The organism is Flavobacterium ajazii, assembly GCF_010614725.1.
In the GTDB taxonomy this organism is placed as follows: Bacteria; Bacteroidota; Bacteroidia; order Flavobacteriales; family Flavobacteriaceae; genus Flavobacterium; species Flavobacterium ajazii.
Map to the genome: position 1 here is coordinate 128,324 of NZ_JAAEHL010000005.1, position 24,836 is coordinate 153,159.

At 35.1% G+C, this 24,836-nt stretch carries 23 protein-coding genes and 2 tRNA genes; 13 read left to right on the forward strand and 12 right to left on the reverse strand.

Going from position 1 to position 24,836, the window contains the following annotated elements; all coding sequences use genetic code 11:
* The first annotated feature begins 41 nt into the window (after nt 1-41).
* Together GWR14_RS10755 and GWR14_RS10760 are read left to right on the forward strand one after the other, a co-directional pair.
* Nucleotides 42-1,367 (forward strand): sensor histidine kinase, encoded by a 1,326-nt coding sequence (locus tag GWR14_RS10755; RefSeq protein ID WP_163409029.1) that lies wholly within the window; start codon nt 42-44, stop codon nt 1,365-1,367.
* Between the two features lie 245 nt (nt 1,368-1,612).
* A complete protein-coding gene (locus GWR14_RS10760; protein ID WP_163409030.1) occupies nt 1,613-2,824 on the forward strand; it encodes a L,D-transpeptidase family protein in 1,212 nt (403 codons plus the stop codon).
* A 1-nt stretch (nt 2,825) separates the two neighbouring features.
* Here GWR14_RS10760 and GWR14_RS10765 read toward each other — a convergent pair whose 3' ends face one another.
* The 5 genes from GWR14_RS10765 to GWR14_RS10785 form a co-directional block, all read right to left on the reverse strand.
* Complete coding sequence (locus GWR14_RS10765) at nt 2,826-3,152, reverse strand: MGMT family protein (protein WP_163409031.1); 327 nt, start codon at nt 3,150-3,152, stop codon at nt 2,826-2,828.
* A gap of 117 nt (nt 3,153-3,269) precedes the next feature.
* Entirely contained in the window at nt 3,270-3,908 is a 639-nt protein-coding gene (locus tag GWR14_RS10770) for a LysE family transporter (protein ID WP_163409032.1), read from the reverse strand.
* A 41-nt stretch (nt 3,909-3,949) separates the two neighbouring features.
* Nucleotides 3,950-4,627 (reverse strand): tRNA (guanosine(46)-N7)-methyltransferase TrmB, encoded by a 678-nt coding sequence (trmB, locus tag GWR14_RS10775; protein WP_163409033.1) that lies wholly within the window; start codon nt 4,625-4,627, stop codon nt 3,950-3,952.
* A gap of 122 nt (nt 4,628-4,749) precedes the next feature.
* Complete coding sequence (locus tag GWR14_RS10780) at nt 4,750-6,129, reverse strand: ammonium transporter (protein WP_163409034.1); 1,380 nt, start codon at nt 6,127-6,129, stop codon at nt 4,750-4,752.
* A gap of 262 nt (nt 6,130-6,391) precedes the next feature.
* A complete protein-coding gene (locus tag GWR14_RS10785) occupies nt 6,392-6,883 on the reverse strand; it encodes a nuclear transport factor 2 family protein (RefSeq protein WP_163409035.1) in 492 nt (163 codons plus the stop codon).
* Nucleotides 6,884-7,367: 484 nt separating this feature from the next.
* Between GWR14_RS10785 and GWR14_RS10790 the strand changes: the two genes are divergently transcribed.
* Entirely contained in the window at nt 7,368-8,042 is a 675-nt protein-coding gene (locus tag GWR14_RS10790; RefSeq protein ID WP_163409036.1) for a hypothetical protein, read from the forward strand.
* Nucleotides 8,043-8,137: 95 nt separating this feature from the next.
* On the opposite strand, the gene GWR14_RS10795 is transcribed toward GWR14_RS10790, so the two are convergent.
* Nucleotides 8,138-8,452 carry an HPF/RaiA family ribosome-associated protein gene (locus GWR14_RS10795; protein WP_163409037.1) on the reverse strand — a complete coding sequence of 105 codons (315 nt, stop codon included), beginning with the start codon at nt 8,450-8,452 and terminating at the stop codon, nt 8,138-8,140.
* A gap of 243 nt (nt 8,453-8,695) precedes the next feature.
* Here GWR14_RS10795 and GWR14_RS10800 point away from each other — a divergent pair, with 243 nt between their 5' ends.
* Entirely contained in the window at nt 8,696-8,926 is a 231-nt protein-coding gene (locus tag GWR14_RS10800; protein WP_163409038.1) for a hypothetical protein, read from the forward strand.
* Between the two features lie 172 nt (nt 8,927-9,098).
* On the opposite strand, the gene GWR14_RS10805 is transcribed toward GWR14_RS10800, so the two are convergent.
* From GWR14_RS10805 to GWR14_RS10820, 4 genes are all read right to left on the reverse strand, one after another.
* A complete protein-coding gene (locus tag GWR14_RS10805) occupies nt 9,099-9,917 on the reverse strand; it encodes a TdeIII family type II restriction endonuclease (RefSeq protein ID WP_163409039.1) in 819 nt (272 codons plus the stop codon).
* A 34-nt stretch (nt 9,918-9,951) separates the two neighbouring features.
* On the reverse strand, nt 9,952-11,190 hold the full coding sequence (gene dcm / locus GWR14_RS10810) for a DNA (cytosine-5-)-methyltransferase (RefSeq protein ID WP_223150970.1): 1,239 nt from the start codon (nt 11,188-11,190) through the stop codon (nt 9,952-9,954).
* A 106-nt stretch (nt 11,191-11,296) separates the two neighbouring features.
* Nucleotides 11,297-11,758 (reverse strand): very short patch repair endonuclease, encoded by a 462-nt coding sequence (locus tag GWR14_RS10815; RefSeq protein ID WP_163409041.1) that lies wholly within the window; start codon nt 11,756-11,758, stop codon nt 11,297-11,299.
* Nucleotide 11,759: 1 nt separating this feature from the next.
* Complete coding sequence (locus GWR14_RS10820; protein ID WP_163409042.1) at nt 11,760-14,219, reverse strand: AsmA family protein; 2,460 nt, start codon at nt 14,217-14,219, stop codon at nt 11,760-11,762.
* Nucleotides 14,220-14,481: 262 nt separating this feature from the next.
* Here GWR14_RS10820 and trxA point away from each other — a divergent pair, with 262 nt between their 5' ends.
* The 4 genes from trxA to GWR14_RS10840 all read left to right on the forward strand — a co-directional run bounded on the left by trxA (nt 14,482) and on the right by GWR14_RS10840 (nt 18,752).
* Nucleotides 14,482-14,799, forward strand: coding sequence for a thioredoxin (gene trxA / locus GWR14_RS10825; protein WP_007805142.1), 318 nt, complete (start codon nt 14,482-14,484; stop codon nt 14,797-14,799).
* Nucleotides 14,800-15,095: 296 nt separating this feature from the next.
* On the forward strand, nt 15,096-17,669 hold the full coding sequence (locus GWR14_RS10830; protein ID WP_163409043.1) for a M1 family aminopeptidase: 2,574 nt from the start codon (nt 15,096-15,098) through the stop codon (nt 17,667-17,669).
* Nucleotides 17,666-18,592, forward strand: a complete 927-nt coding sequence (locus GWR14_RS10835; protein WP_163409044.1) for a DUF58 domain-containing protein — start codon at nt 17,666-17,668, stop codon at nt 18,590-18,592. The genes GWR14_RS10830 and GWR14_RS10835 overlap by 4 nt, the downstream gene beginning before the upstream one ends.
* An 86-nt stretch (nt 18,593-18,678) precedes the next feature.
* A tRNA-Asp gene (locus tag GWR14_RS10840) sits at nt 18,679-18,752 on the forward strand.
* A gap of 196 nt (nt 18,753-18,948) precedes the next feature.
* Here the strand turns inward: GWR14_RS10840 and GWR14_RS10845 are convergent.
* Both GWR14_RS10845 and GWR14_RS10850 read right to left on the reverse strand, forming a co-directional pair.
* Nucleotides 18,949-19,794 carry a class I SAM-dependent methyltransferase gene (locus tag GWR14_RS10845; RefSeq protein WP_163409045.1) on the reverse strand — a complete coding sequence of 282 codons (846 nt, stop codon included), beginning with the start codon at nt 19,792-19,794 and terminating at the stop codon, nt 18,949-18,951.
* Nucleotides 19,795-20,051: 257 nt separating this feature from the next.
* Nucleotides 20,052-20,133, reverse strand: a tRNA-Leu gene (locus tag GWR14_RS10850).
* Nucleotides 20,134-20,242: 109 nt separating this feature from the next.
* Between GWR14_RS10850 and GWR14_RS10855 the strand changes: the two genes are divergently transcribed.
* The 5 genes from GWR14_RS10855 to GWR14_RS10875 all read left to right on the forward strand — a co-directional run bounded on the left by GWR14_RS10855 (nt 20,243) and on the right by GWR14_RS10875 (nt 24,772).
* Nucleotides 20,243-21,631, forward strand: coding sequence for a dipeptidase (locus GWR14_RS10855; RefSeq protein WP_163409046.1), 1,389 nt, complete (start codon nt 20,243-20,245; stop codon nt 21,629-21,631).
* A gap of 292 nt (nt 21,632-21,923) precedes the next feature.
* On the forward strand, nt 21,924-22,346 hold the full coding sequence (locus tag GWR14_RS10860) for a toxin-antitoxin system YwqK family antitoxin (protein ID WP_163409047.1): 423 nt from the start codon (nt 21,924-21,926) through the stop codon (nt 22,344-22,346).
* A gap of 24 nt (nt 22,347-22,370) precedes the next feature.
* The gene (locus GWR14_RS10865) at nt 22,371-22,742 is read left to right on the forward strand and encodes a BlaI/MecI/CopY family transcriptional regulator (RefSeq protein ID WP_163409048.1); all 372 of its coding nucleotides are present in this window, start codon (nt 22,371-22,373) and stop codon (nt 22,740-22,742) included.
* On the forward strand, nt 22,739-23,962 hold the full coding sequence (locus tag GWR14_RS10870) for a M56 family metallopeptidase (RefSeq protein WP_163409049.1): 1,224 nt from the start codon (nt 22,739-22,741) through the stop codon (nt 23,960-23,962). Before GWR14_RS10865 ends, GWR14_RS10870 begins: the two co-directional genes overlap by 4 nt.
* Nucleotides 23,963-24,037: 75 nt before the next feature.
* Nucleotides 24,038-24,772 (forward strand): energy transducer TonB, encoded by a 735-nt coding sequence (locus GWR14_RS10875; protein ID WP_163409050.1) that lies wholly within the window; start codon nt 24,038-24,040, stop codon nt 24,770-24,772.
* Nucleotides 24,773-24,836: the final 64 nt, after the last annotated feature.

Below are 24,836 nucleotides of genomic sequence, written 5' to 3' on the forward strand. Positions count from 1 at the left end.
TGACCAGAAAAAAAATAATCCGTGGCAAACAAAAAAACTAAATGAAAAACTGGAAATTCTATAATGCATTATTTATAAGAGTACTGTTCGTAATGATTCTCTTTTTTTTCTGCATTTTTCTGATTTATAAAACGTTTTATTACAATGCTGTTTTGGTTGGTTCTTTTGGTTTGATAATGCTGGCCGAAATGTATTTTTACATAAAAAACCAATTACAGTTTTACGACAGAACGATATTCTCCATATTACAAAGCGATTTTACAACCAATTTCCCGGAAGAAAATAAAAAAGATAATTTTCAAAGTTTATATTTATTGTATGAAACTTTAAAAGAACGCCAGCAGGAACAAACTTCAAAAGAACTAATTTATCGTTCCCTTTTAAATAATATAGACAGTGCTGCTTTAATCCTTGAAAAAGACAATGATGACTGGAACATTTTTTTAATGAATGACTCCTTTTCTAATCTTTTTAAAGTACCAAAAGTGAGCCATTGGAAATACCTTAAAAACTACCTTCCATCACTTTGCTACGAAATTGAAAAAACAGATTTCAGTGAATTAAAATCGGCTATTTCGATTAAAATTGAAGAACAGGATTTACAGACTTTCATCCTTCAGACTTCCAGAACCCAAACCTATAATAAGGAATATTTCGTTGTTTTACTAGATAGTATTCAGCGTGTTATTGAAAAAAAGGAGAAAGAAGCCTGGATCAATCTGATGAAAATTATTTCGCACGAATTGATGAATTCCTTAACACCGATTCGGGCGCTTTCGCAGAATCTGCTTTACATTGTCGATCAGGAAAAACTGGATGAAGAAGATTTTGAAGACATAAAAGGCAGTATTTCAACCATCATCAACAGAAGCGATCATTTACAGGCTTTTGTAGAGAGCTACCGTAAACTCGCTATGCTGCCAACACCAACCAAACAAATGACACCGATAAATGCACTTTTCGAAGACTGCATCAGAATCATGAGTCCGATTTTAAAAGCTGAAAATATCGAATTGATAAACGATGTCCACAGTTCACGTTCGATTTTAATTGATCGAAATCAAATGGAACAGGTAATCATTAATTTGATTACCAATAGTGTTTATGCACTAAAAGAAAAGACTGAAAAGAAATTGTTTGTATCCAGTTATACAGAGAATAACCGCTTTTTTATTACGATTTCTGATAACGGAAAAGGAATCGACGCAGCAATTCAGGACAAAGTATTTCTTCCGTTTTTTACCACCCGAAAAGACGGAGCCGGTATTGGTTTGACACTCTCTAAGAATATTATCGAAGCACACGGGGGCTACCTTAGTTACCAAAGCGATGAAGACAAAACCAGCTTTGTCATTTGCTTGATTTAGCCCGCAAAACATTGACATACAATCATTTATCACATCTACTTTACTGTCAGGTGTGAATTTTAATAGATGTTTGCAATATTCTATAAAGCAATTTCTTATGATGCGCCGTAAATTTGAATTACCCTAAATCATTTGACTTTCAATATTTAAAAATATAGTGAAACTCATCTTGATGGCATCAGATTTTAATTCGGTTTCGCTGTTTTTTTAAATGAAGTAATTCTAAAATTTAAAAAAATAACATCATGAGACATTTAAATAAATTCCTCCTAATTATAGCAACAGGTTTTGTGTTTACTTCATTTGGTTTTAAGAATAAAGATATAAAGCCAACGGATAATTTATATTCAAAAGAAAATCCAGAAGTTCAGAATAGTTCAGATTCAACGAGCAAAGCCTCTAAAAAATCATCAAGAGAAGTCTATCTTTTATCCAGACAATATGACCGTCTTGAAGCAGCTTTAGAAAAATACCAAAAAATTGAAAGAAAAAAACTCTGGAAAAGAATTGATATTGACAGTGCAACCTACAAAGAATTAAAACCTTTTGACAGTGGTGCTGTGGTAAAACAAATCCGTGAACGTTTGTTTGTCGATGGCGATTTGAAAAGAGATTCTAAAAGCGATTTGTATGATGAAGAGATGATGGCCGGGGTTTTAAATTATAAAAAAAGATACGGTCTTACCTTAAATTACAAACTGACATTCGAACATATTAAACAAATGAACGAACCTGTATCTGAAAGAATCAAAACCATACAGCTAAACATGGAACGCTGTCGTCTGATTCCTGAAAATTTAATAGATGCAAGAGACTATATAATGGTTAATATTCCGGCTTATCGATTATTGTATGTAAAAAATGGAGTCAATGAATTTACGTCAGATGTTTTTGTTGGAACCACCTGGGCAGAAACTGAAATTTTTAGCAGTACTATGGATAAAATTGTATTTAGTCCGTATTGGAATGTCCCTCAAAGTATTATTGATAACGAGTTAAAACTCAACATGGCCAGAGACAAAAACTATCTCGAAGAAAATAATATGGAATGGAACGGAGGAAAGGTAAGACAAAAACCGGGACCTAAAAATTCTTTGGGATTAGTAAAATTTTTGTTCCCAAATCCTTTTGATATATATATGCACGACACGCCTGCCAAAAGTCTGTTTCAGTTTGAACAGCGTACATTTAGCCACGGTTGTATCAATATAAAAGAAGCCAAAAAAATGGCACATGTAATTTTAAAGGATGATCCGGATTGGACAGATCAAAAGATAGATGTTGCAATGAATGGTGAAAAAGAAACAACCTGTATCCTGAAAAATAAAATTCCGATATATATTGGTTATTTTACGACTTGGGTAAATGAAGAAACTGGTGAGATTTATTTCTATCCGGATGTTTATCAAAAAGATAAACCACAGCCTGAAGATGCTAAAAGTCTGGTAATGGATTAAATCAGAATGTAATTTCAGGCTGCCAGAAATGCTTGTCAAAATCTACGATCTGATTGTTGACCACTTTAACACCTTCGTTTTCCAGAAGCTGCTGCATTAAATTGGTTCCGTCAAAATGGTGTTTTCCGGTCAAAAGGCCTTTTCGGTTCACGACTCTATGTGCTGGGACATCATCCATATTGTGACACGCATTCATAGCCCAGCCTACCATTCGTGCAGAACGTGCTGTACCCAATGCCTTTGCAATTGCACCATAAGAAGTTACTTTTCCGTACGGAATCTGTCTGGCGATTGTATACACTCTTTCGAAAAAATTTTCCTCAGCCATAGTTTGGTTGTTTGCCACAGATTAAAAGATAAAATTAAGATTGCTTAACGATTGAAACACCTTTTTTGCCCTATTGCAAAGCAAGCAGTTTAATCTTTTAATCTGTGGTTTATTTTTTTATCCGAAATAATAATTCAAAATATTAAAAAGTGTTATTAGGGCAACTAAGCCAGTAATACTTCCAATGATTTTATTCATATTCCGCATTAAGTAATCGGTCTTCTGTTCTATTTTTCCAAAGAAAGCGATATAGCAGTACAGTATCGCAAACGATCCCAAAACTGATCCCAAAACAAAAGTAAAAATAATACTGTTTTCGAATACAAAAAGCTGATAAGAAGCCAGAGTAACACTTACTACAACATAATAAGGTATCGGAAATAAATTCAGCCCCGAAAGCAGCATTCCCAGAAAAAACCGGCTTTTTTTACTGCTTTTTTTAATCTTTGACGCTTTTTTTCCGGTTGGTTTTTTAGCAATAAACAAAAAGTAAATGGTTAAAATAGAAAAAGCTACAAAACCAATTTCGCGTAATAATGTTACAATATCAGGTCTATTGTCAATTACACGTGCAAACAGAACCGCTACATAAACCTGAAAAAAAACAACCAGAACAGCACCAATAACAAACCATAAAGCATTCTTTTTCCCTTCTTTCGAGTTTATTTTGGCAGCAGACATATTGAGCAAACCAGGAGGAATTGTTCCGATAGCGGCTGCAATAAAGCCCGAAAATAAAGGAGTAAGTAAGGCCATTCGGTTGTATTGATAGGTTAGATATTTGTTTTAAAACTAAATTAGTCTTTAATTTTAAAACGAATATAGGTAATTGCCTTGTTTATTTCTAAATATTGTTTTTCGTAAAAGGTCTGGATTGAAGTTACCACTTCAGGACTTCCTTCATTTTTATACACATTATGATTGGCATATAAAACTTCGTGTCCTTCACCATGTAATAATCCCAAAGTATAACCGTGCATAAATTCGCTATCGGTTTTCAGGTTTACAACACCGTCTTTTTTGAGTATTTTTTTATACAATTTCAAAAACTCAGAGTTGGTCATTCTGTGTTTGGTTCTTTTGTATTTGATTTGCGGATCCGGAAAAGTAATCCAGATTTCGTCAACTTCTCCTTCAGCAAAAATATGATTGATCAATTCGATCTGAGTTCGTACAAAGGCAACATTATGAAGACCGTTTTCAACAGCAGTTTTGGCACCTCTCCAGAAACGGGCACCTTTAATGTCAATTCCGATAAAATTTTTGTCCGGGTATTTTTCTGCCAGTCCAACAGAATACTCTCCTTTTCCACATCCTAATTCCAAAACCAGTGGATTATCGTTTTTAAAGAAATCCGAATTCCATTTCCCTTTCAAAGGCATTAAATCCCCTGTAACTTCTTCTCTGGTTGGCTGAAAAACGTTTTGAAATGTTTCGTTTTCCCTGAATCTTTTTAGTTTGTTTTTACTTCCCACTTTTTACAAAAATTTTCAGCAAAATTAAGGAATATAAACGAATGGACGAGGAGTAATTGAAGTTTAAATTTTAGCCGCAGATTTTTAGGTTTTATATTTGAAAATCTGCGGCCTATTTTTGGTTAGTAATGTGGTTCAGTAATATGTGATGATTTTGGATCGAGTGTTTCATCGTGCTGAGACAAATCTAATCCGATGTGTTCTGATTCTTCCGAAACTCGTAACGGAATAATGAAATTCGTTACTTTGAATAAGAAATAAGCTCCGAAGAAGGTAAAAATAGAAACCAGAACCAATGCCATCATGTGATGTCCAAAAACGCTCCATCCGCCGTGTAGTAAACTTGCATCTTCACCATGGGCAAAAATAGCCGTCAGGATCATTCCCATGATTCCTCCCACGCCGTGACAGGCAAAAACATCAAGTGTATCATCAAATTTCTTAGAAAAACTGCAGTTTACAGCTGAGTTTGAAACCAATGCCGTTATGAATCCGAAAAACATACTTTCGGGAACTGAGACGAAACCTGCTGCAGGAGTAATAGCTACTAAACCAACAACAGCCCCGATACATGCCCCAAGAGCAGAAACTTTTCTTCCGTTCACACGGTCAAAGAAAATCCACGTTAACATAGCTGCTGCCGATGAAGTTGTGGTTGTAGCAAAAGCCATTGCGGCAGTTCCGTTGGCAGCCAGTGCAGATCCGGCGTTGAACCCGAACCAGCCAAACCATAACATCCCGGTTCCCAATAATACAAACGGAATATTGGTTGGGATATGCTGACTGTTTTTTCTTTTTCCTAAAACGATAACACCGGCCAAAGCGGCAAATCCGGAACTCATATGTACTACGGTTCCTCCTGCGAAATCTTTTACACCGAAATAGCTTCCCAGAACACCTGTTGGATACCAAACAGCGTGACACAAAGGAGCATATATAAAAATGGTAAATAAGCTGATGAAAATTAGATAAGATATAAAACGAACACGCTCAGCAAATGATCCTGTGATAATTGCCGGACAGATAATCGCAAATTTCATCTGAAACAAAGCAAACAGCATAAACGGAATCGTACTTGCCAATTGTTTATGAGGCAAAACGCCCACATAATCCATAAAAGCAAAAGTCGTTGGATTCCCGAAGAAACTGTAAAAATGATCTCCAGAACCAAAACCAACAGGCTCTCCAAACGCAATACTGAAAGCGACTACAGCCCATAAAAGCGTAACAACCCCAAGGCAAATAAAACTCTGAAGCATCGTTGAAATAACATTTTTCTTGCCTACCATTCCTCCATAAAAAAAAGATAATCCCGGTGTCATGATTAAAACCAGACAGGATGAAGTCAGCATCCAGGCAACATCAGCCGGTACAATGTGGTCTATGGTACCAAATGCAGATAATACATAATCATTTTCTGTAACAGTGGGCCAAAAAGCACCCGTGATACAAACAATACTTATCATAATAAAGGAAATGATCCAGCGTTTTTCTATTTTCATTTTTCAAATACTTTATTGAACCCTATTTTTTTTGGGGGCAAAGTTAAAAAATTTTGAATATTTTGATTTTAAGGGCTGCAAAAACAGGAGTATTATTTTTATTTTAATAAAATTTTCAAAAATAAGCCCGTTTTATTGATAGTATCTTATTTTAAACTCCTAAAATTAAGATTTTATCACTAACAACATTAGAAAATCATTAGAATTTTATTGCTTGAAGCCTTATAGAAATTAGGATTGCCTTAATATTGAAAGAGTTTGCTTATTTTTCTTTGAACTTATTTATCAAAACATCTTCAATAGGTGCTTTTATTTTGACAATCGCGTCCACTTCATCATTCGGAATGGTCATGGATAAAACATAGTGCTGAATCTTCCATTCTTTTCCCACTTTCACCAAAACGCCCGAGCCACGGCAAATTTTCATCTGTGTATTCAGCAATTCGTCGAACCAGGCTATTTTTCCGGATTTGTCAAAAAAGATATGACGTTCCAAAGCAGTGAAATTCCACGTTGTTCCTTTATCAAAATAAGGTTTTGCCCAGGCTTTAAAATCAGGTTTGATCCAGTTTTCGGTAGCATCGGTTCCAATGTAAATGGCGTCTTCGGTCATTACATTAAAATAAGCGTCGAATTTTACATCGGCCGCTGCTTTGTGCCAGGCATCAAGTGTCTGGTTGATTTTGTCTTTTTCGGAATTTTGGGCGTTTGCAAAAGAAGCAACAAATAAAAGGAACAGAATAGATTTTTTCATAAGAGATAATATTTGAGTCTAAAGATAAAGAATATCTAAAATTTTTTTCCACCATATAAGTGATATAAGTTCATTTTAGTATTGCGCTTAAATAGTTGGCCTTATTAAAAATGATGTCATCCTGAGCGGAGTCGAAGGCTTTTTAATTAGAAAGGGCTTCGACTCCGCTCAGCCTGACAGTGGTTTCCAGAAGTTTTTTTAACACATAGAAAAACATAGTTTTATGTAGTAAAAAGAGTTGAATAAAGAAATACATTTCTTTACACATAGCTATGTGTTTTCAAATTAGTGAAACGCCTTTTTTCAGCGCTCCGAGACTATGTTTCTATGTGTTAAATAATTACAAAGCAATGAGATTTGTTCATTTTGATTTTCTTATATACTTTCTAATGCTATTGACAAAGTAAATTAAAACTTAAATTATCTTATATCACTTATATGGTGGAAAAAAATTATATTTGAGTGCTCTTAAAATACCTCAATCATGAATTCAAAAATCTACATAAGTTCGATTATTATTGCCTCCTTAGCTTTTATTTCCTGCAAAAAAGAATTAGAGCCTCAGGAGAACACCTCAACCTCTGAGTTAGTGAGATTAGGACTTGCAAAAGACACTTCTAAAACAGCTGCTCCCGTAGCACAGGCTCCGGCCACGAACCCAAATACCGTTTTAGGAGAATCAAAAGGACTAAATCCTGCTCACGGACAACCGGGGCACCGTTGTGATATTGCGGTTGGAGCACCTTTGAATTCGGCACCAGCACAACAAGGACAGGTGACAGCACAGGCACCACAAACGGTTCAGGTAAATCCCGGTCAGCCAAAAGTGGTAACTACGACAGCCGTTGCACAGCCTGTAAAAGTAGCTAAAGGAATGAACCCGTCGCATGGTCAGCCGGGACATAGATGTGACATTCCGGTTGGAGCGCCTTTAAACTCGCCGGTTGCAAAACCTGCTACAACAACAACCGCTGCTGCACAAAGCGGAACAGTCGAAAAATCATTTACGGTAACACCGCCTGCAAACAATGCGGTTCCTGCTTTATTAAGTACCGAAACTGCAAAACCCGCTACTACTGCCGAAGGAACAAACCCAGTCCACGGACAACCGGGGCACCGCTGTGATATCGCTGTGGGAGCACCATTGCCGAAATCATAAGAGAAAGGGGCAAAGTTGCAAAGCAACAAAGGGACAAAGATGCTAAGAAAACCTTAGAGCCTTTGTCCCTTTGTTACTTTGAACCTTCAAAAAAATTAATGTGCTTTCAGTTTTTCGAAAGTAGTCGTCAGTGATTTTTTAGCTTTTGCCAAAGCACCACTAAAAGCTTTTTCAAGTGTATCAGCGTGTTCTGTAACGGTAAGCGGCTGTAAATTGACGATACGGACTTCAAGAACGCATTTTTTATCGTTTAAGCTGAATTTCTCTCCATTTTCATCTCCAAAATGTACTTCTATGCGGGTAATTTTATCTTCAAAACGCGCTAAACCTTTTTCCAGTTCTCCTGAAAAATAATTTTCTAATCTTGCGTGTCCTTCAATGTTTTTGTCGGTATTGATTTGAATTTTCATAACGGTTTGTATTTAATGATTGTTTCTCAAATCTATCTTTTTTTAGATAAAATGACAAGGGAGTTAAGGAAAGATTAAGATAATATTTTTCGTATGTTTGCGGTTCCTAAATGCAAAAATATATGAATACGAAAAAACTTCTTGCCCGTGTGGTATGGTGGCGGTATTGGAAACAACCGTAACGCTCTTTGCAGCGTAGGACACCTAAGCTATGCGGGTTTTATATTTCCTAAATGCAAAATTATGATTACAAACACCCTTTCCAAAGAAACCCAACTAAGATTAGTTGATTTCTTTAACCAATCTATTGATCCTGAAAGCATGGCGAAAGCAATCAGGCAAGTAAATTATGTACTTGCCTTAAATGCAATTCGAGATTCAGAAACCCTGCAAACTGAAATCAGCCTTGAAAATAACTTTTACTGGCTGAACAGATTAGCAGAAATCTTAAATCCTTATTTGGATGTTGAATAAGAGAAAAGCCACTGAGAAGTGGCTTTTTGCTATTTTATGGGTTGTCTTTTGTTGATTGCATTTCGAATTTCAAGAATACAAGAATCCAGATTTTTTTTAATATCATTTTTCCAGAAACTCAAAATTTTCCAGTTTTGAGATTCTAAATACAGATTCTAAATGGATTTTATTGCTAATTTTGTTGATTATGTCCGTAAAAGATATGCTGTATAATCTCTTCTAAATCTCCTGTTCGGGAAATATCTAAAAAGACATCATATATAATTGAAAAAGTGTTATCTAGGCCTGAGCAAAAATCCCAAAAATCATTCTCAACCCAACCTTCATTATTTGGTTCAAGGGGCCAGCCTCCGCCTATAGTTCGTGACCAAAAATCAACTTGACCGTATGGATTATATGGAAAAACTATTTTTGATAAAGAATGTTGATCGGGATATCTTGAATAAAAATATGCATACCAATTAAGTATTTGAGAAAAACATCTAGCATAACCACCAACATTTGCTTGGACGGTTTTTGTATCAAAAAAATAATTTATATTATCTTTTTTTAACCAAATATCAACTCCAAAACCTCTTGGAGGGGGCATGAAATCATTTATAGGATAGATTAAAAAATTCTGACAAGCTTCTCTAATTCTATCATGACAATGTTGGGCATTATATTGAGGATTTCTATTGTTTCTGCCTTCAATAAGCATTTGCACAGTGTTTTGCAGAATTGCTGGCATATTTGAAGGGGCTAATAAATTACTATTCACTACCTCAAAACCATTTAACTGTGCTATTGCTTTTGCTAATGGTTCCCAAAGAGTAGTTCCCAAAGAAGTTTCCATTCCGCCAACAACGGATCTTATTCTTCTTTCTGTAGGAATAATTAAATCTAGAATTTGAAAATTAGGAACAACATTTTGTCTGTTCCTAATATATCCTGTAATAGAATTAATTACTGTTTCTCTAACAATTATATAAACTTCGTCTCTAGTTGGCATAAGATAATGTGTTACTTTTTCACAAAGTAATACATTATTCTTTTATTTTATAGTATTGATTTAGAAAACTTATAACTGAATACCCAACTTCTTTTCCTAAGTTAACAGGGACAGCATTTCCAATTTGCTTATATTGTTGAGCAATAGAACCTGAAAATTGCCAATCATCTGGAAAAGTTTGAATCCTTGCATATTCGCGAACTGTAAATGGTCTTGTTTCTTCAGGATGACACCTTTCTGTTTGTTTTTGCGCAGGACTACAAGTTAATGTTAAACAAGGTTCGTCCCAACCAATTCTTCTTGCAATTCCTGTTTTTCCACCACCAAGATAAAAGCTACCACCCATAAATTCTTTTTGAATATCTATAGGTAAATCTCTCCAGTATCCTTTTTGTGGAACTAATTTTAAAACATCAACTTTACTTTTTGGATATTTTGAGCCTCCTGAATGTGGAACATCACATTCAAATAAATCTCCTTTTTTTAAAGCATCTTTTAAATTGTAAATTTTTTTATAAGGCTTTGGATATTCATATTTTACATTAATATCTTTTCTAATACCAACTAAAATTAACCTTTCTCTTTTCTGAGGCACATTAAAATTAATTGCTTTTAGGACTTGAACAGGAACAACGTTATATCCTATTTCATCTAAAATTGAAATCATACCTTGAAGGGTTTTACCATTGTCATGATTTAATAATCCCCGAACATTTTCACCAATACAAATTAGAGGATTTACTTCTTTTACTGCTCTTGCAAATTCATAAAATAATGTCCCTCTAGCATCAGCTAAACCAAGTTTTTTTCCAGCATAACTAAATGCTTGACAAGGGAAGCCACCTGTAACAACATCTACTTTATTATGATATTCTGAAAAATTGAACTGTTTTATATCTCCTTCAAGAACATTCCAATTTGGCCTATTAGTTCTTAAGGTTTCGCATGCCCATTTATCAATTTCGTTTAAAGCAACACATTTTAATCCAGCTTTCTCCATTCCAATGGCTAATCCGCCAGCTCCGGCGAAAAGTTCAAGAACTGTATAATTATTTTCGGGAATTACATGATTGGAAACGGTTTGTTGTATATCATCATCTATAAAACTTGAAAATAAATTATTAATTTCAGATCTTTTGTACATTCTATAATTGCTCATAGGTTCGCGTACAGCATTCAATTTTCCTTCATTATCCCAACGTCTTAAAGTCTCTTTGCTCTTTCCTAACAATTCTGATGCTTCAGACAATGAAATATAATCACTCATAACCAAGTTGTTTAACGTTATACAATGGTTACAAAAATAAATGAAAAAATTCCATAATTAAAAGTGTTTTTTGTTATAAATTAGAACAAAAAATAGTTGCTTTTTTAATTGCTTAAAGATCATTTAGATAGGAGAAAATTAACTGAATACATTTTTGAGTTTCTTTTTTTACCTCATGTTCCCAAAATCTAAAAACTTTATAACCTAATTTTTCAAGTCTTAGATTATTTTCCTGATCACGTTGCATGTTTCGCTCTATTTTAGCTATCCAAAATTTCCTATTAGTTTTAATTTTCTTTTTCTTTTCCGTCCAATTATACCCGTGCCAAAACTCGCCATCGATAAATATGATTAACTTTTGTTTTTTATTTACAATATCTGGGTTTCCCGGAAGTTTTTTATTATGTTTTCTATATCTTAACCCTGCTTTCCATAATTCTTTGCGAAACAAAATTTCAGGTTTTGTATCCTTTCCTTTAATTTTGGACATGAGTTTGCTTCTTTCGGGAGTTGTATAGAAACCATTTGCTTCCTCAAATCGTAAAACTTTTATTTTATTTTCAGAATATCCCATTTTATTTCTCTTTCTTCCCACGCTTAATCTTCATCTTCCCATCAACATCAACGGCTACTAAATGCAGTACGATTCCTTTTTCGCGAACGGCGTCGCGTTCGGCCTGGGTGGCAAGCTGGGCGTCGTTTTTGGAGTTTCGGAGGGGGATGGTCATGGCGATATTGGTGCCGCGGCCGAAGGAGTAAATACCTTTGGCATCCATATTTAACACGCTGGAACTGATGGTGAGTTTGTTGACATCGATTTGCTCGCCACGAAGTTTAAAATCGCCCGATAAATCGCTAAAAGTGATGTTTTTGACATCGCGAAACGGAAAGGCAAATTTGCCGACTTTCATAATCGGTTCGAAGTTGATCAAAGCGCCCTGACTGACTTTGAATGTCAGGTTTCCGCGGGTCGAATTGGTAATGAGCTCGCCATTGCTGTTGATAAAACAGGTTACATTGGCTGAACTGCTGAGTTTTCCGCGAATGTTATCGGGACTGAACGACTGAACCCCAAAGTTGTTGAACGATTTTAAAAAGCCCGCAATATCAACCCGCGTTACCTGCGCACTGGAACGAAAGGCGAAGTTTTTTCCGCTTGGCGAAATTTCGGTGTTAAAAGCAACGCTTCCGCCGGAGGTCTGCAGTGAACCGTTTTTGATTACAAGTTTCGAATTCAGCATCTGGAGCGTAGCCGTAGTATTGGTGGCGGTCAGTTTGTTATAATTTATTTTATCGGCTTTGATATCGATTACAACCGAACATTTTTCGATTACGGTTCGCAATTGGTTGGAAACGGTTGGTTTTTTAGTGGTTTTGGCAACTTTTTGTTTTTTGGAAGAAGCCATGACACCCAGAAATTGTTTTACATCGATATTAGGGCAATAGATTTTCCAGTTGACGACCATTTTTTCGGGCGCATCGTAATACAGATTTAGGAAATTATCGATTTTGCCTTCGATAAAAATGGTGTTTTTTTTGTGTTTGTAGGCAATTTTTTTGATCAGCAAAGCCTGCTGGGTAAAGTCGAGCTGTACATTTACTTTTTCGGCATGGATATTTTTCGGAATAAAATGAAAGGAGGTGTTGGCAATATTCACATTTCCTATAAAACGCGGTTTGTTGATGTAGAGATCTACAATATCAAACTGAAATTTCAGATTGGCCGTGGCATGCCCTTCGGTAAAATTAATCCATTTGTCATTGCTCATTTCGTTGAGACGGTTTACATCAAAATCAGAACTCAGGAGTCCGGTTGCCAGCGGTTTTTCGAGATTATTGATGCTTAACCGCGGAATTTTGAGCGGTACATTGAGATAACTCCCTGAAAAATTGGTCAGTATAACAGCCGAATTAGCATCGTCAAAACCTGCTTTCGGCTTGAAATTATTGGTAAAAATACCTTTAAAATTACAATCAGTAATGAGTCCGTCCGGAATGTTGAGTTCATTATCTTTTATGAGTGCCTGAACGACAATTTTCGGGTCGCCTTCGACATTTAAATCGCCTTTGATATCGCAATTTACATCGATCGGCTTTTTTAAATCAAAACGATTCAGCTTGGAGCTGATGTTACCAGACAACAGATTGGAAGCATTTTGCCATAAAATCCGGGTACCGATATTGATTCCGAAAAGTGAGTTTCCTTTCGCTACATTAAAAAAAGCCACAATATCAAAGGAATCTTCTCCGATTTTCAGATTTTCTGTTTTGACATCAATTTTTTCTTTTTCGGCATCAAAAGAAACCGCTAAGGTTCCTTTGAGTCTTTTTTGTTTGGCGAAACTACCGTGAACCGTATTAAATGCCAGACTGTTAATCTGTGTATTTAGAAAAACATCAGTCTGCCAGTTGTCTCCGTCATAACGAACTTTAGATTTTAAACCGGCTACATCAAAATCAAACAGTTTATGTCCTACGCGATTGTCTAATGTAAAATGGACTTTGTTGAGGTCGACCTGATTGATTATAGTTTCGGTTTTCGATTTGCTTTTGGGTGTTTTTTTCTTTTTGGATTTAAAAATATTGGCGTTCGAATACCCGTTTTCGGCTTTGTACACATAAATCTGAGCGTCATTGATCAGAATCTTACGGATGTTGATTTCTTTTTTCAGCAGACTCCAAACGTTTAAACGCACTTCGATTTCGTTGGTTTTTAATAACGTATGTTTATGGATATGCCATTGATTGTCTTTTATTTCAACATCTTTAAGAGCAAGAGTAAAATTGGGGAAACCGGTTAGAAATTTATACTGAAAATCGCCGATATGAAATTTTCCGTTGATGTTCTCATTGATTTTCGTGTTGATTTTGGCTATGATTTCGGTTTTGTTCCTATCGAAATAAAATGATAACGCTCCGGAAGCGATTACAATAAGGGTAATACATCCTAAAATAAAGAAGCCAAGGCGTTTGGCGAACTTTTTAAAACGAGCCGATTGTAAAAAGGTTTTGACTGAATGTAACGTTTTTTGCATCAGAAACAGTTTTGGTTTATTAAAGATACGTTAAAAAATGAGTTGATTTAAAAATTTGGTTTTCAATTGATTAAAAAATAAACACTTGTAAATAAGTGCTTTACTATTCATATAATTATTGACAATACTTTTATAATCAAAACTAATTTGCGAATAACGTTTGATTGATTTAAAATTTCTAAATTTGTACTCAAGTTTAAAACTTATTAAAAAATTGTTTCCCTGATTGAAGACAAAAGGGATAATCTTAAAATAAATTATTATGGCATTAGCAATCACAGATGCTACTTTTGATGAAGTAGTTTTGAAATCAGATAAACCTGTAATGGTAGATTTTTGGGCAGCATGGTGTGGTCCTTGTAGAATGGTTGGTCCAATCATTGACGAATTGAGCAGCGAATACGAAGGTAAAGTAGTTGTTGGAAAAGTTGATGTTGATGCAAACCAGGAATTCGCAGCAAAATACGGTGTGCGTAACATACCAACCGTTTTGGTTTTTCATAACGGTGAAGTAGTAGGTAAACAAGTTGGAGTAGCTCCAAAACAAACCTACGCAGACAGCTTAGACGCTTTGTTGTAATCGTAAGATTATGATTTATATAAAAATGGTCTGACGAAAGTCAGGCCTTTTTTATTGCTATGGATTAAGTTTATCCGAATAAAAATGATTTTGTTTCACGCAGATTTTGCAGATTAAAGCAGATTTAATTTAGATAAGTAACCTGTATGCATCTGTTTGAATCTTTTTAAAATCTGCGTGAAAAATTTAGTAGATAGATTGTTTCGACCTATCGCTAATGACAAACTTTTACATGAAGACCTTCTAAAACCAATCCATTTTTTTTATTTTTACGAATCTTATATATTCCTTTAAAAATGAAAATCTTCTACTGCTTTCTCTGCTTTTTTACAATTCTTACATCTGGTTTTTCCCAATCAAAACAAAAAGAAAGTGTTCTTTTAGAAAATGGCGTTTCCGAGCAGCTGGCCATTTTTCGAAAACATCAAATTTCTGATGTAAATTATGCGCTTTTATTCGAAATTCCGAATCAGAAAAGTGAGAACATCAATTCTGAATTGACTTTAAATTTAAATTTGTCTGATTTGAGTCAGCCTTTACTTTTAGATTTTAAAGAGAAAACTTCAAATATAAAATCAGTTTCAGCAAACGGAAAAAATATCGCCATTGTTCATGAAAAAGGACATATTGTGATTCCTGTTGAAAGTTTGGTTTCAGGGAAAAACACGATTGCAATTTCGTTTATTGCCGGAAATTTATCTTTAAACCGAAACGATGATTTCCTATATACTTTATTAGTTCCAGATCGTGCGTGTACTTTATTCCCTTCTTTTGATCAGCCGGATCTAAAAGCGACTTACAAACTGAGTCTCTCTGTTCCAAAAGACTGGAAGGTTTTGGCTGGAGCCGATATAAAAGAGACCGTTGAAAAAGGTGATTTTACTTCGTACACTTTCGCAGAATCAGACAAAATGAGTACGTATTTATTTTCATTTGTAGCCGGAAAATTCAATAGTGTAACAAAGAAACCTGGTTTAGAAATGACTTTTTTATTTCGGGAAAATGACAGGGGCAAAATAGCAAGCAGTATGGATACGATTTTCAACCTGCATCAACAGTCTTTAGATTTTTTAGAAAGATATACCAACTATAAATTTCCTTTTCAGAAGTTAGATTTTGCATCAATTCCGGTTTTTCAATATGGAGGAATGGAGCATGTGGGTGCGATTCAGTACCGCGAATCGACTTTGTTTCTGGACAACAGTGCGACCGACAGCGAAAAATTAAATCGTGCAAAATTGATCGCACACGAAACCTCACACATGTGGTTTGGTGATTTGGTAACGATGAAATGGTTTGACGATGTCTGGATGAAAGAGGTTTTTGCCAATTTTATGGCAGACAAAATCATGAATCCGATTTTCCCAAAAGTCAATCATAACCTGCAATTTTTTACAGCACATTATCCCAGCGCTTACGCGGAAGACCGCTCTTTAGGAACACATCCTATAAAACAGCATCTGGAAAATTTAAAAAATGCCGGATCGCTTTATGGTGCCATCATTTACAACAAAGCACCGATTATGATGCGTCAGCTGGAAGCTTCAATGGGAAAAGAGGCTTTCCAGAAAGGAATTCAAAAATACATACAGAAATACGCAAATGATAATGCCGACTGGAATAATCTCGTAGAAATTCTCGATGCTGAAACGCCTTTGGATATGAAGCAATGGAGCGAAGTCTGGGTGAACAAATCCGGAAGAGCTATTTTTACAGACAAAATCGAATACGATGCTCAAAACCGAATCAGGAAGTTTGAAATTACTCAACAAGCCGAAGATAAATCAGATAATGTCTGGCCTCAGGTTTTTCAGATCGGTTTTGTTTATGCGAATGATGTAAAAGTACTGATGGCAAATATTACAGATAAAAATTTAGTTATAAATGAGGCTGTCGGACTTGAGAAACCGCTTGCGATTATTTACAATTATAACGGTTTTGGATACGGGGTTTTTCCGCTTGACGGGACACATTTAAATTATATTGCTGGTTTAAAAGATGAGGTAGCGAGAGCTTCGGCTTACAGCAATCTTTACGAAAATACTTTAATCGGAAATATTTCTCCAGAAAAAGCTTTTGATTGTTTTGTAAAAGGAATTCAATCGGAAGACAATGAATTAGTTTTGCGAATTGTATCTGGGAATCTAAGCACGATTTATTGGAGATTTTTTACCGAAAAACAGCAAAATAAAGTTCAAAAACAGCTTGTTGGTATTTTGTACGAGCGTTTACAGGCTAATTTATCTTCGAATGTTAAAAAGACATTATTTGGTTTGTTTAGTTCTGTTGCTTATTCAGATTCGGCGAAAGCCAAATTATACCAGATTTGGAATAAAGAAACTGTGATCCCAAATCTGAAATTAAACGAAGATGATTACATCAATATGGCAATGAATCTGGCTATTTTCAAACACAAAAAATCCGATGAAATTCTGGAAAGAACCAGAACTTCAATTTCAAATCCGGACAAAAAGAAACGATTTGAATTTCTGCTTCCATCCTTATCAAAAGATGTATCGGTTCGAAATAAGTTTGTAGAATCCTTAAAAGATGATGCAAATCGCGAGAAAGAATCGTGGGTTTCGGTTGGTTTGGCGAATGTAAATCATCCGCTTCGCCAGGAAAGTGCCCAAAAATATATCAGATTTTCATTAGATTTGACAGAAGAAATCCAGCGTACAGGAGATATTTTCTTTCCGAAAGACTGGCTTGACAATACCGTTGGAAGATATTCATCGAAATACGCTTTTGATGAAATACAACGATTCTTAAAAGAAAACCCTAATTTTAGTCCGATCCTGAAACGCAAGTTATTCATGGCGACAGATTTGCTTTTTAAAGCACAAAATATTAAAAAAGAAACCGAATGAAAATCGAATCGGAAATAGAGAAAGTCTCGAGTTTTCAGCATCTCGAAATGCTGGCAAATCAGGTTGTAGAAGGTTTTATATCCGGAATGCACAAGAGTCCGTTTCATGGATTTTCGGCAGAATTTGCCGAGCATAAAGTGTATAACGCAGGCGAAAGCACCAAACATATCGACTGGAAATTATTTGCCAAAACAGACCGTTTATACACTAAACGCTTTGAGGAAGAAACCAATTTACGCTGTCATCTTATTGTGGACAATTCGTCATCGATGCATTATCCGGAACTCAAATCGAATCAGCCTTTTTATGAAAAGAAAATTGGTTTTGCAGTTTTAGCTTCGGCAGTTTTAATGAATATTTTAAAGAAACAGCGTGATGCCGTAGGTTTAAGTGTTTTTTCAGACAGTTACGAATATTATGCTCCCGAAAAAGGAAGCGATCGTCACCACAGAATGCTTTTGAATAAACTGGAGCAATTATTAGAACAGCCTAAGGTCAAAAAAAGTACAGACACGATTACGTATCTGCATCAGATAGCAGAGAAAATGCACCGACGTTCGATGATTATTCTGTTTACGGATATGTTTCAGTCAGAAGATGATGAAAAGCTGTTTAATGCACTGCAGCATTTAAAACATAATAAACATAAAGTTGTTTTATTTCACGTAGTAGATCACGAAACCGAGCTGAAATTTGACTTTGATAATACGCCAAGAAAGTTTATCGACTTAGAATCAGGCGAAGAAGTGTCGATTTTTGCAGATAATGTAAAGCAGGAATATGAAAAAAGGGCAGAGGCCTACTTTAAAAATCTGGCTTTAACGTGTGCCAAGAACCAGATTAAGTACGTTCCGGTCAATGTTGGTGATAATTTTGAAAAAATATTGACTACATATTTAGTTGAAAAACAAAACTTTGGATAGTGATTTTAAATTATATTCAAATTTTTTTATAAAAACGCTTGCAGAAATGAAATTCTGTACTATCTTTGCAACCGCAATAACGCAGAGGTTTGGTAGTTCAGTTGGTTAGAATACATGCCTGTCACGCATGGGGTCGCGGGTTCGAGTCCCGTCCAGACCGCAATATTGGGAGAAGCCTTTCTTAACGGAAAGGCTTTTTTGCCCAAATACGGTATCTAAGATTAGTTGTGTTGTTTGCTACGACTTTGTAACTCGTAGCTGGTTTAGTAGTTAGACCAATGAAAAGCTTTCCACTTTTGTGGACGGCTTTTTTGATTTAATCCCTTTAGGCAAATTCCAAAGATTCTTTTTTAAAGTCATTTCCTTGCAGCAATCACTAGTGCGTTCCCGTCGATAATTACATTTTCGTTAGGAAATTTTTGATTTATTAATATAAAAACTTCTTGTTTGATTTTTTCTCTCATTACTTCATCAGCATTACTTAGAGCTGCAACAAAAGGAGCTGCAATTTCAGTCATCATATCCCAATAAACCTCTGCCGTACCACAATTTAATCTACCTGTAAGTTCTTTTTCAGCCACATCCTTAAACCCAGCCTGTTCAAAAATATCCGTCATTAAACCGCTTTTTGAACAGCGAAACATCCCCGGAGCTTCAGGAGACGGAGGAACGAGCTGCATGTTTCTGTTAATAGTGCCACCAATTGCAGTTACCCAGAAATTCTTCTCAGATCCACTCCAGACTGCAATTGCAATTCTGCCTCCAGGTTTTAAAACCCGAAACATTTCTTTTGTCACTAAAAGCATATCCGGAAAAAACATAAAACCCATTCGACAGCTTACAGCATCAAATGTATTGTCGTAAAAAGGAAGTTCAGTTACGTCGCAGGCCTGAAATTCAACATTTGTAATACCTTTTTTAAAAGCATTTTCGCGAGCAATGGTGAGCATATCATCGGCAAGATCGGTAATAACGACTTTTCCATCAGAAAGCATCGCGGCAATGCTCAAACCCGGTTCGCCAGTTCCGGCCGCGACATCTAAAATCACATCTGAACCTCTTGGATTTATCGAATTAATAATCTCATCAGCAAAAGGCCTCATAAAATCCAGAATTTCATGATCCCATTTTTTCCAGCCTGGAGAAAATTTGTTCCAGGATGCTTTTTGCTGTTCCCGAATTTCCTGAAGTTGTGCTTCCATTTTGTTTGTTTTTTAGGTTTTTGAAAAATGAATTTTTATAACCGAAACAAAATTTGGGGAATTTGTTTTACAAATAGACAAAGAGAAGGATTTTTGGTAGATTTTTTCAACTATCAAAGGTAAGAAATAATTATTCTGACCAACCTTATCACATTGTTAATTATATGACTATTAATATTTTAATTCAAAATATTTGTTATTCTATTATACACCAAAAAACAAAAAAGCTTCTGAAAATCTTCAGAAGCTTTTTTTAGTGCGGATAATAGGACTCGAACCTACACGCCTTGCGGCACCAGATCCTAAGTCTGGCATGTCTACCAATTTCACCATATCCGCGGAATTGTGGGTGCAAAGATAAGCATACTTTCCAATAATCAAAGCATTTTTTGAAAATTTTTTTTAATTCTCTTTTTTGTACATTTGGTTTTCTATAAAATTTATTTAAATGGAAAACATTAAGTCCTACGTTCAACAACATAAAGATCGGTTTATCAACGAATTGATCGAATTATTAAAGATTCCGTCGGTTAGTGCCGACACTGCATACTCCCAAGATGTTATTGACACAGCAGAGGCTGTAAAAGAAAGTTTATCAAAAGCAGGCTGCGATTATGTCGAAACCTGCGACACTCCGGGTTACCCAATTATCTACGGAGAAAAAATAATCGACCCAAATCTTCCAACGGTTTTAGTTTACGGACACTACGATGTTCAACCGCCGGATCCTTTAGAATTATGGGCTTCTCCCCCATTTGAACCGGTTATTAAAACTACAAATATTCACCCTGACGGAGCGATTTTTGCCCGTGGAGCTTGTGACGACAAAGGCCAAATGTACATGCACGTAAAAGCGCTTGAATACATGGTACAAAGCAATACTTTGCCTTGCAATGTAAAATTCATGATCGAAGGCGAAGAAGAAGTAGGTTCTGCAAGTTTGGCCTGGTTCGTAGAACGCAATCAGGAAAAACTGAAAAATGATGTAATCCTTATTTCAGATACCGGAATGATTTCAAACCAACAACCGTCTATCACTACCGGTTTAAGAGGTTTGAGTTATGTTGAAGTTGAAGTTACTGGTCCAAACCGCGATTTACATTCTGGTTTATATGGTGGCGCAGTGGCTAACCCAATTAATATTCTGGCAAAAATGATAGCTTCTCTTCATGACGAAAACAATCATATAACAATTCCGGGATTCTACGATAAAGTTCAGGAATTATCTGCAGAAGAAAGAGCCGAAATGGCAAAAGCGCCTTTCAGCTTAGAAAAATATAAAAATGCTTTAGATATCGCTGATGTTTATGGCGAAAAAGGGTATGTAACCAACGAAAGAAATTCCATCCGTCCAACATTAGATGTAAACGGAATTTGGGGCGGTTACACAGGAGAAGGTGCCAAAACAGTTATCGCAAGCAAAGCTTTCGCTAAAATCTCTATGCGATTGGTTCCAAATCAGGACTGGCATGAAATCACAGAGTTATTCACAAAACATTTCACCAGCATTGCTCCGGCCGGAGTTACTGTAAAAGTTACACCTCACCACGGTGGCCAGGGTTATGTAACTCCAATTGACAGTATCGGATATCAGGCGGCAAATAAAGCATATACAGAAACGTTTGGAGTTCCTGCAATTCCGGTTCGTTCAGGCGGCAGTATTCCGATTGTATCATTATTTGAAAAAGAATTAAAAAGCAAAACTATTTTGATGGGCTTCGGACTCGACAGCGATGCGATTCACTCTCCAAACGAGCATTTCGGAATCTTTAATTACCTGAAAGGGATTGAAACTATTCCATTGTTTTATAAATATTTTGTAGAGCTTTCGAAGTAATTCGTTTCATAATAAAATTTAAATCCGTTCAGTAATGAGCGGATTTTTTTTGAGTTTCAAATTGATATTAAAATTTGTCATTGATATTAATTAGGGCGTTACCTACGGTCGGGCTTTCGGCTATATCTTTTATTCCGTTATCACTTCATAAAAGGATGCCGCCTCTATCCCTAACGCTATCACAAATCATTGAAAATCATAGTTCGATTTAAATTTTTAAAACTTTTTTCTTGCAAGTTTTAAATTTTACTCTACATTTGTAGAAACAAATCTACAAACATAGAAAAAAGACATGAAAAACCTTTTTGCAATATTGTTATGCGGAGCATTTCTTTTTGGCTGCAAACCCAGTTTAATCAACCAAAAGACTGAAAAGAAAAAGCAAGGAGTCTGGATTGAGGAATATTCAGAAGATAGTACCCATTACAAGTCGTATGAATATTACAAAGACGACCAGCCGGTAAAAAAGTGGAAATCCTATATCAACGGAAAAATCTATAAAACCGAAAAATACAAAAACGGAATGTGCACCGTAAAATATTATCATCCAAACGGAAAGCTCCAATCAAAAGGAAAAACCAGCGTTGAAATTGATTCAGTCGAAACACACTGGTTTTATTTCGGAAAATGGAAATTCTATTCGGATAAAGGAAAATTAACCGATATCAGAAAATACAATAAAGGGAATTTGGTTTCAGAACAAAACATAGAATAAGAAAAACTTAGAAACTCTAAAAACATGCAATTATCAAACTCAGAAGAACAATTAATGGAACATTTGTGGAAGCTCGAAAAAGCCTTCATGAAAGATCTGCTTGAAGCCTATTCGGAACCAAAACCGGCAACAACCACCGTTGCAACGCTTTTAAAAAGGATGATAGATAAGAAATTTGTGGCATACAACGAGTTCGGGAATTCAAGAGAATATTATCCATTAGTCAAAAAAACAGATTATTTCTCTAAACATGTAAAAGGACTGATTAGCAATTTTTTTAATAATTCGGCCTCGCAATTTGCTTCTTTCTTTACAACCGAAACCAATTTATCAGCTTCGGAACTGGAAGAACTCAAAAAAATAATCGATTCAGAAATTCAAAAGAAGAAAAAATGATTGCGTATCTTTTAAAATCGGGATTACTGCTTTTACTTTTTTATGCAGGATATAAGTTATGGCTGGCAAACGAAAAAATGTTTCGTTTTAATCGGGCTTATCTACTTTTGGGTTTGGTTTTTAGTTTTTTATTTCCATTACAAATTATTTCCTTCCAATCTAATCCTTCCAATAAAATAGGATCTTTTAGCTTAGACGAATTAGTGGTTCAGAAAAGCAATGATAGTTTAAAATCGTTAGTTGATTATCTAAATCTGGCTAATGTCCTTTTTGGAATTTATTTTCTTGTGGTTTCAATTCTGAGTATTCGTTTTATATTGAATCTGTATTCATTTTACAGAAAAATTAAAATAAATGAAACTCAATTTATAAACGGAGAAAAAGTCATTCTAATTGAAGAAAGCACTTTGCCACACTCGTTCTGGAATACCATTTTCATTAATAAGTCAGTATTCAAAAACAATAAAATTCCATCAGAATTAATAGCGCATGAAAAAGCACATTTGCAGCAAAAACATACTTTGGATATTCTGCTTATAGAAATTTTGCAAATTGTATTTTGGTTTAATCCAATCTTTATCCTGTATAAAAAAGCAATTAAGCTTAATCATGAATTTCTGGCAGACGAAGCAGTCAACGTTCGTTACAATTCAGTTTCAGATTATCAGAATTTATTACTCCAAATAGCTTCAGATAAGACCCGTATTGATTTAGCGAGTGCTATCAATTATTTAATAACCAAAAAACGTTTTCTTATGATGACTAAAAAAGAATGCAAAATAAAATCGACCCTAAAAGCATTTACTGCAATTGTATTTTCAGCTTTATTGCTTTTTATATTTAGCCATAAAAGTACTGCTCAGGAAAATAACAAAAAATTAAACGATGATAGACCGATAAATGCTATTGATCCAATTGAAACACAGCCTGAATTTCCAGGCGGAATAGAAGCCTTTTATAGATTTATAGGTGAAAATTTCAAAATGCCGCCTGAGGCTGCCAAAAACAACTTTTCAGGAAAAATTTACCTGCAGTTTGTAGTGGAAAAAGAAGGTTCTTTGTCTGAAATAAAAGTTTTAAAAGACTTAGGTTACGGAATGGGAAGTGAGGCAATTCGTGTACTAAAACTTTCTCCAAACTGGACTGCTGGTTCTATAAATGGCAAATTCGTTCGGGTTTTATATAGTTTGCCAATCCAGATTCAGGCAGAAAAAAAATAAAAAAACTTTATATTACTTTATTTATTAAAATTGCAGCTATTCTTAATCTAATTAAAAATCAGCCAAACCGTACAAATGCAAAAAAAACTTTTATCTATCCTTTCTTTACTTATTGCTCTTATTTCCTTAGAAATAAAAGCCCAGACAGAAACTACATCAACAACTAATGATTATAAAAAGATATCTGAATTAGATGAAATGCCATCTTTCCCGGACGGTATTAAAGAGTTTTATAAATTCATAGGAGCCAATTATCAAACTCCAAAAATTCAGGGTTTAGCAGGCAAAATCTATACTACATTTATAATCGAAAAAGATGGCTCTTTAACAGACATAAGAGTTTTAAAAGACATTGGTTACGATACAGGAAGAGAAGCAATCCGTGTACTTCAAAATTCACCTAAATGGATTCCTGGAAAATATAAAGGAGAAAATGTTCGGGTCTTATATTCTTTACCTATTAATATCGTAGCCACTGAAAAGTCAGCCGAAAAAGTATATTCAATATCAGAGGTCTTTGAAAAACCAACTTATCCGGGAGGTTTGCAAAATTTTTATACAGATCTTTCAAAACAGTTTAAAACTCCTGAAAAAGTAGGATTAAAAGGAAAACTTGTTATTGGTTTTGTAATTGAAAAAGACGGCTCTATTGGACAAACTACGATTTTAAAAGATATCGGTTATGGTACCGGTGAAGAAGCTATACGCTGTTTAAAATTGAATAAAAAATGGATTCCAGGTAAACTTAAAGACGGAACAGCCGTGAGTACAGCCTACATTCTGCCTGTTACAATTCAATCAGAAAATTAATTTAAAAAAATCCGCTCCTTTTTACAAGAAGCGGATTTTAAAAAATTCAAAAACTAAAAATAAA

Coding starts and splice junctions, on each gene's coding strand:
- GWR14_RS10875 (WP_163409050.1), top strand. CDS start 24,038: ATGCAAAAAAAACTTTTATCTATCCTTTCTTTACTTATTGCTCTTATT.
- GWR14_RS10830 (WP_163409043.1), top strand. CDS start 15,096: ATGAAAATCTTCTACTGCTTTCTCTGCTTTTTTACAATTCTTACATCT.
- GWR14_RS10790 (WP_163409036.1), top strand. CDS start 7,368: ATGAATTCAAAAATCTACATAAGTTCGATTATTATTGCCTCCTTAGCT.
- GWR14_RS10855 (WP_163409046.1), top strand. CDS start 20,243: ATGGAAAACATTAAGTCCTACGTTCAACAACATAAAGATCGGTTTATC.
- GWR14_RS10765 (WP_163409031.1), bottom strand. CDS start 3,152: ATGGCTGAGGAAAATTTTTTCGAAAGAGTGTATACAATCGCCAGACAG.
- GWR14_RS10805 (WP_163409039.1), bottom strand. CDS start 9,917: ATGCCAACTAGAGACGAAGTTTATATAATTGTTAGAGAAACAGTAATT.
- GWR14_RS10820 (WP_163409042.1), bottom strand. CDS start 14,219: ATGCAAAAAACGTTACATTCAGTCAAAACCTTTTTACAATCGGCTCGT.
- GWR14_RS10870 (WP_163409049.1), top strand. CDS start 22,739: ATGATTGCGTATCTTTTAAAATCGGGATTACTGCTTTTACTTTTTTAT.
- GWR14_RS10780 (WP_163409034.1), bottom strand. CDS start 6,129: ATGAAAATAGAAAAACGCTGGATCATTTCCTTTATTATGATAAGTATT.
- GWR14_RS10860 (WP_163409047.1), top strand. CDS start 21,924: ATGAAAAACCTTTTTGCAATATTGTTATGCGGAGCATTTCTTTTTGGC.
- GWR14_RS10770 (WP_163409032.1), bottom strand. CDS start 3,908: ATGGCCTTACTTACTCCTTTATTTTCGGGCTTTATTGCAGCCGCTATC.
- GWR14_RS10755 (WP_163409029.1), top strand. CDS start 42: ATGAAAAACTGGAAATTCTATAATGCATTATTTATAAGAGTACTGTTC.
- GWR14_RS10865 (WP_163409048.1), top strand. CDS start 22,371: ATGCAATTATCAAACTCAGAAGAACAATTAATGGAACATTTGTGGAAG.
- GWR14_RS10815 (WP_163409041.1), bottom strand. CDS start 11,758: ATGGGATATTCTGAAAATAAAATAAAAGTTTTACGATTTGAGGAAGCA.
- GWR14_RS10800 (WP_163409038.1), top strand. CDS start 8,696: ATGATTACAAACACCCTTTCCAAAGAAACCCAACTAAGATTAGTTGAT.
- GWR14_RS10845 (WP_163409045.1), bottom strand. CDS start 19,794: ATGGAAGCACAACTTCAGGAAATTCGGGAACAGCAAAAAGCATCCTGG.
- GWR14_RS10760 (WP_163409030.1), top strand. CDS start 1,613: ATGAGACATTTAAATAAATTCCTCCTAATTATAGCAACAGGTTTTGTG.
- GWR14_RS10785 (WP_163409035.1), bottom strand. CDS start 6,883: ATGAAAAAATCTATTCTGTTCCTTTTATTTGTTGCTTCTTTTGCAAAC.
- GWR14_RS10795 (WP_163409037.1), bottom strand. CDS start 8,452: ATGAAAATTCAAATCAATACCGACAAAAACATTGAAGGACACGCAAGA.
- trxA (WP_007805142.1), top strand. CDS start 14,482: ATGGCATTAGCAATCACAGATGCTACTTTTGATGAAGTAGTTTTGAAA.
- GWR14_RS10835 (WP_163409044.1), top strand. CDS start 17,666: ATGAAAATCGAATCGGAAATAGAGAAAGTCTCGAGTTTTCAGCATCTC.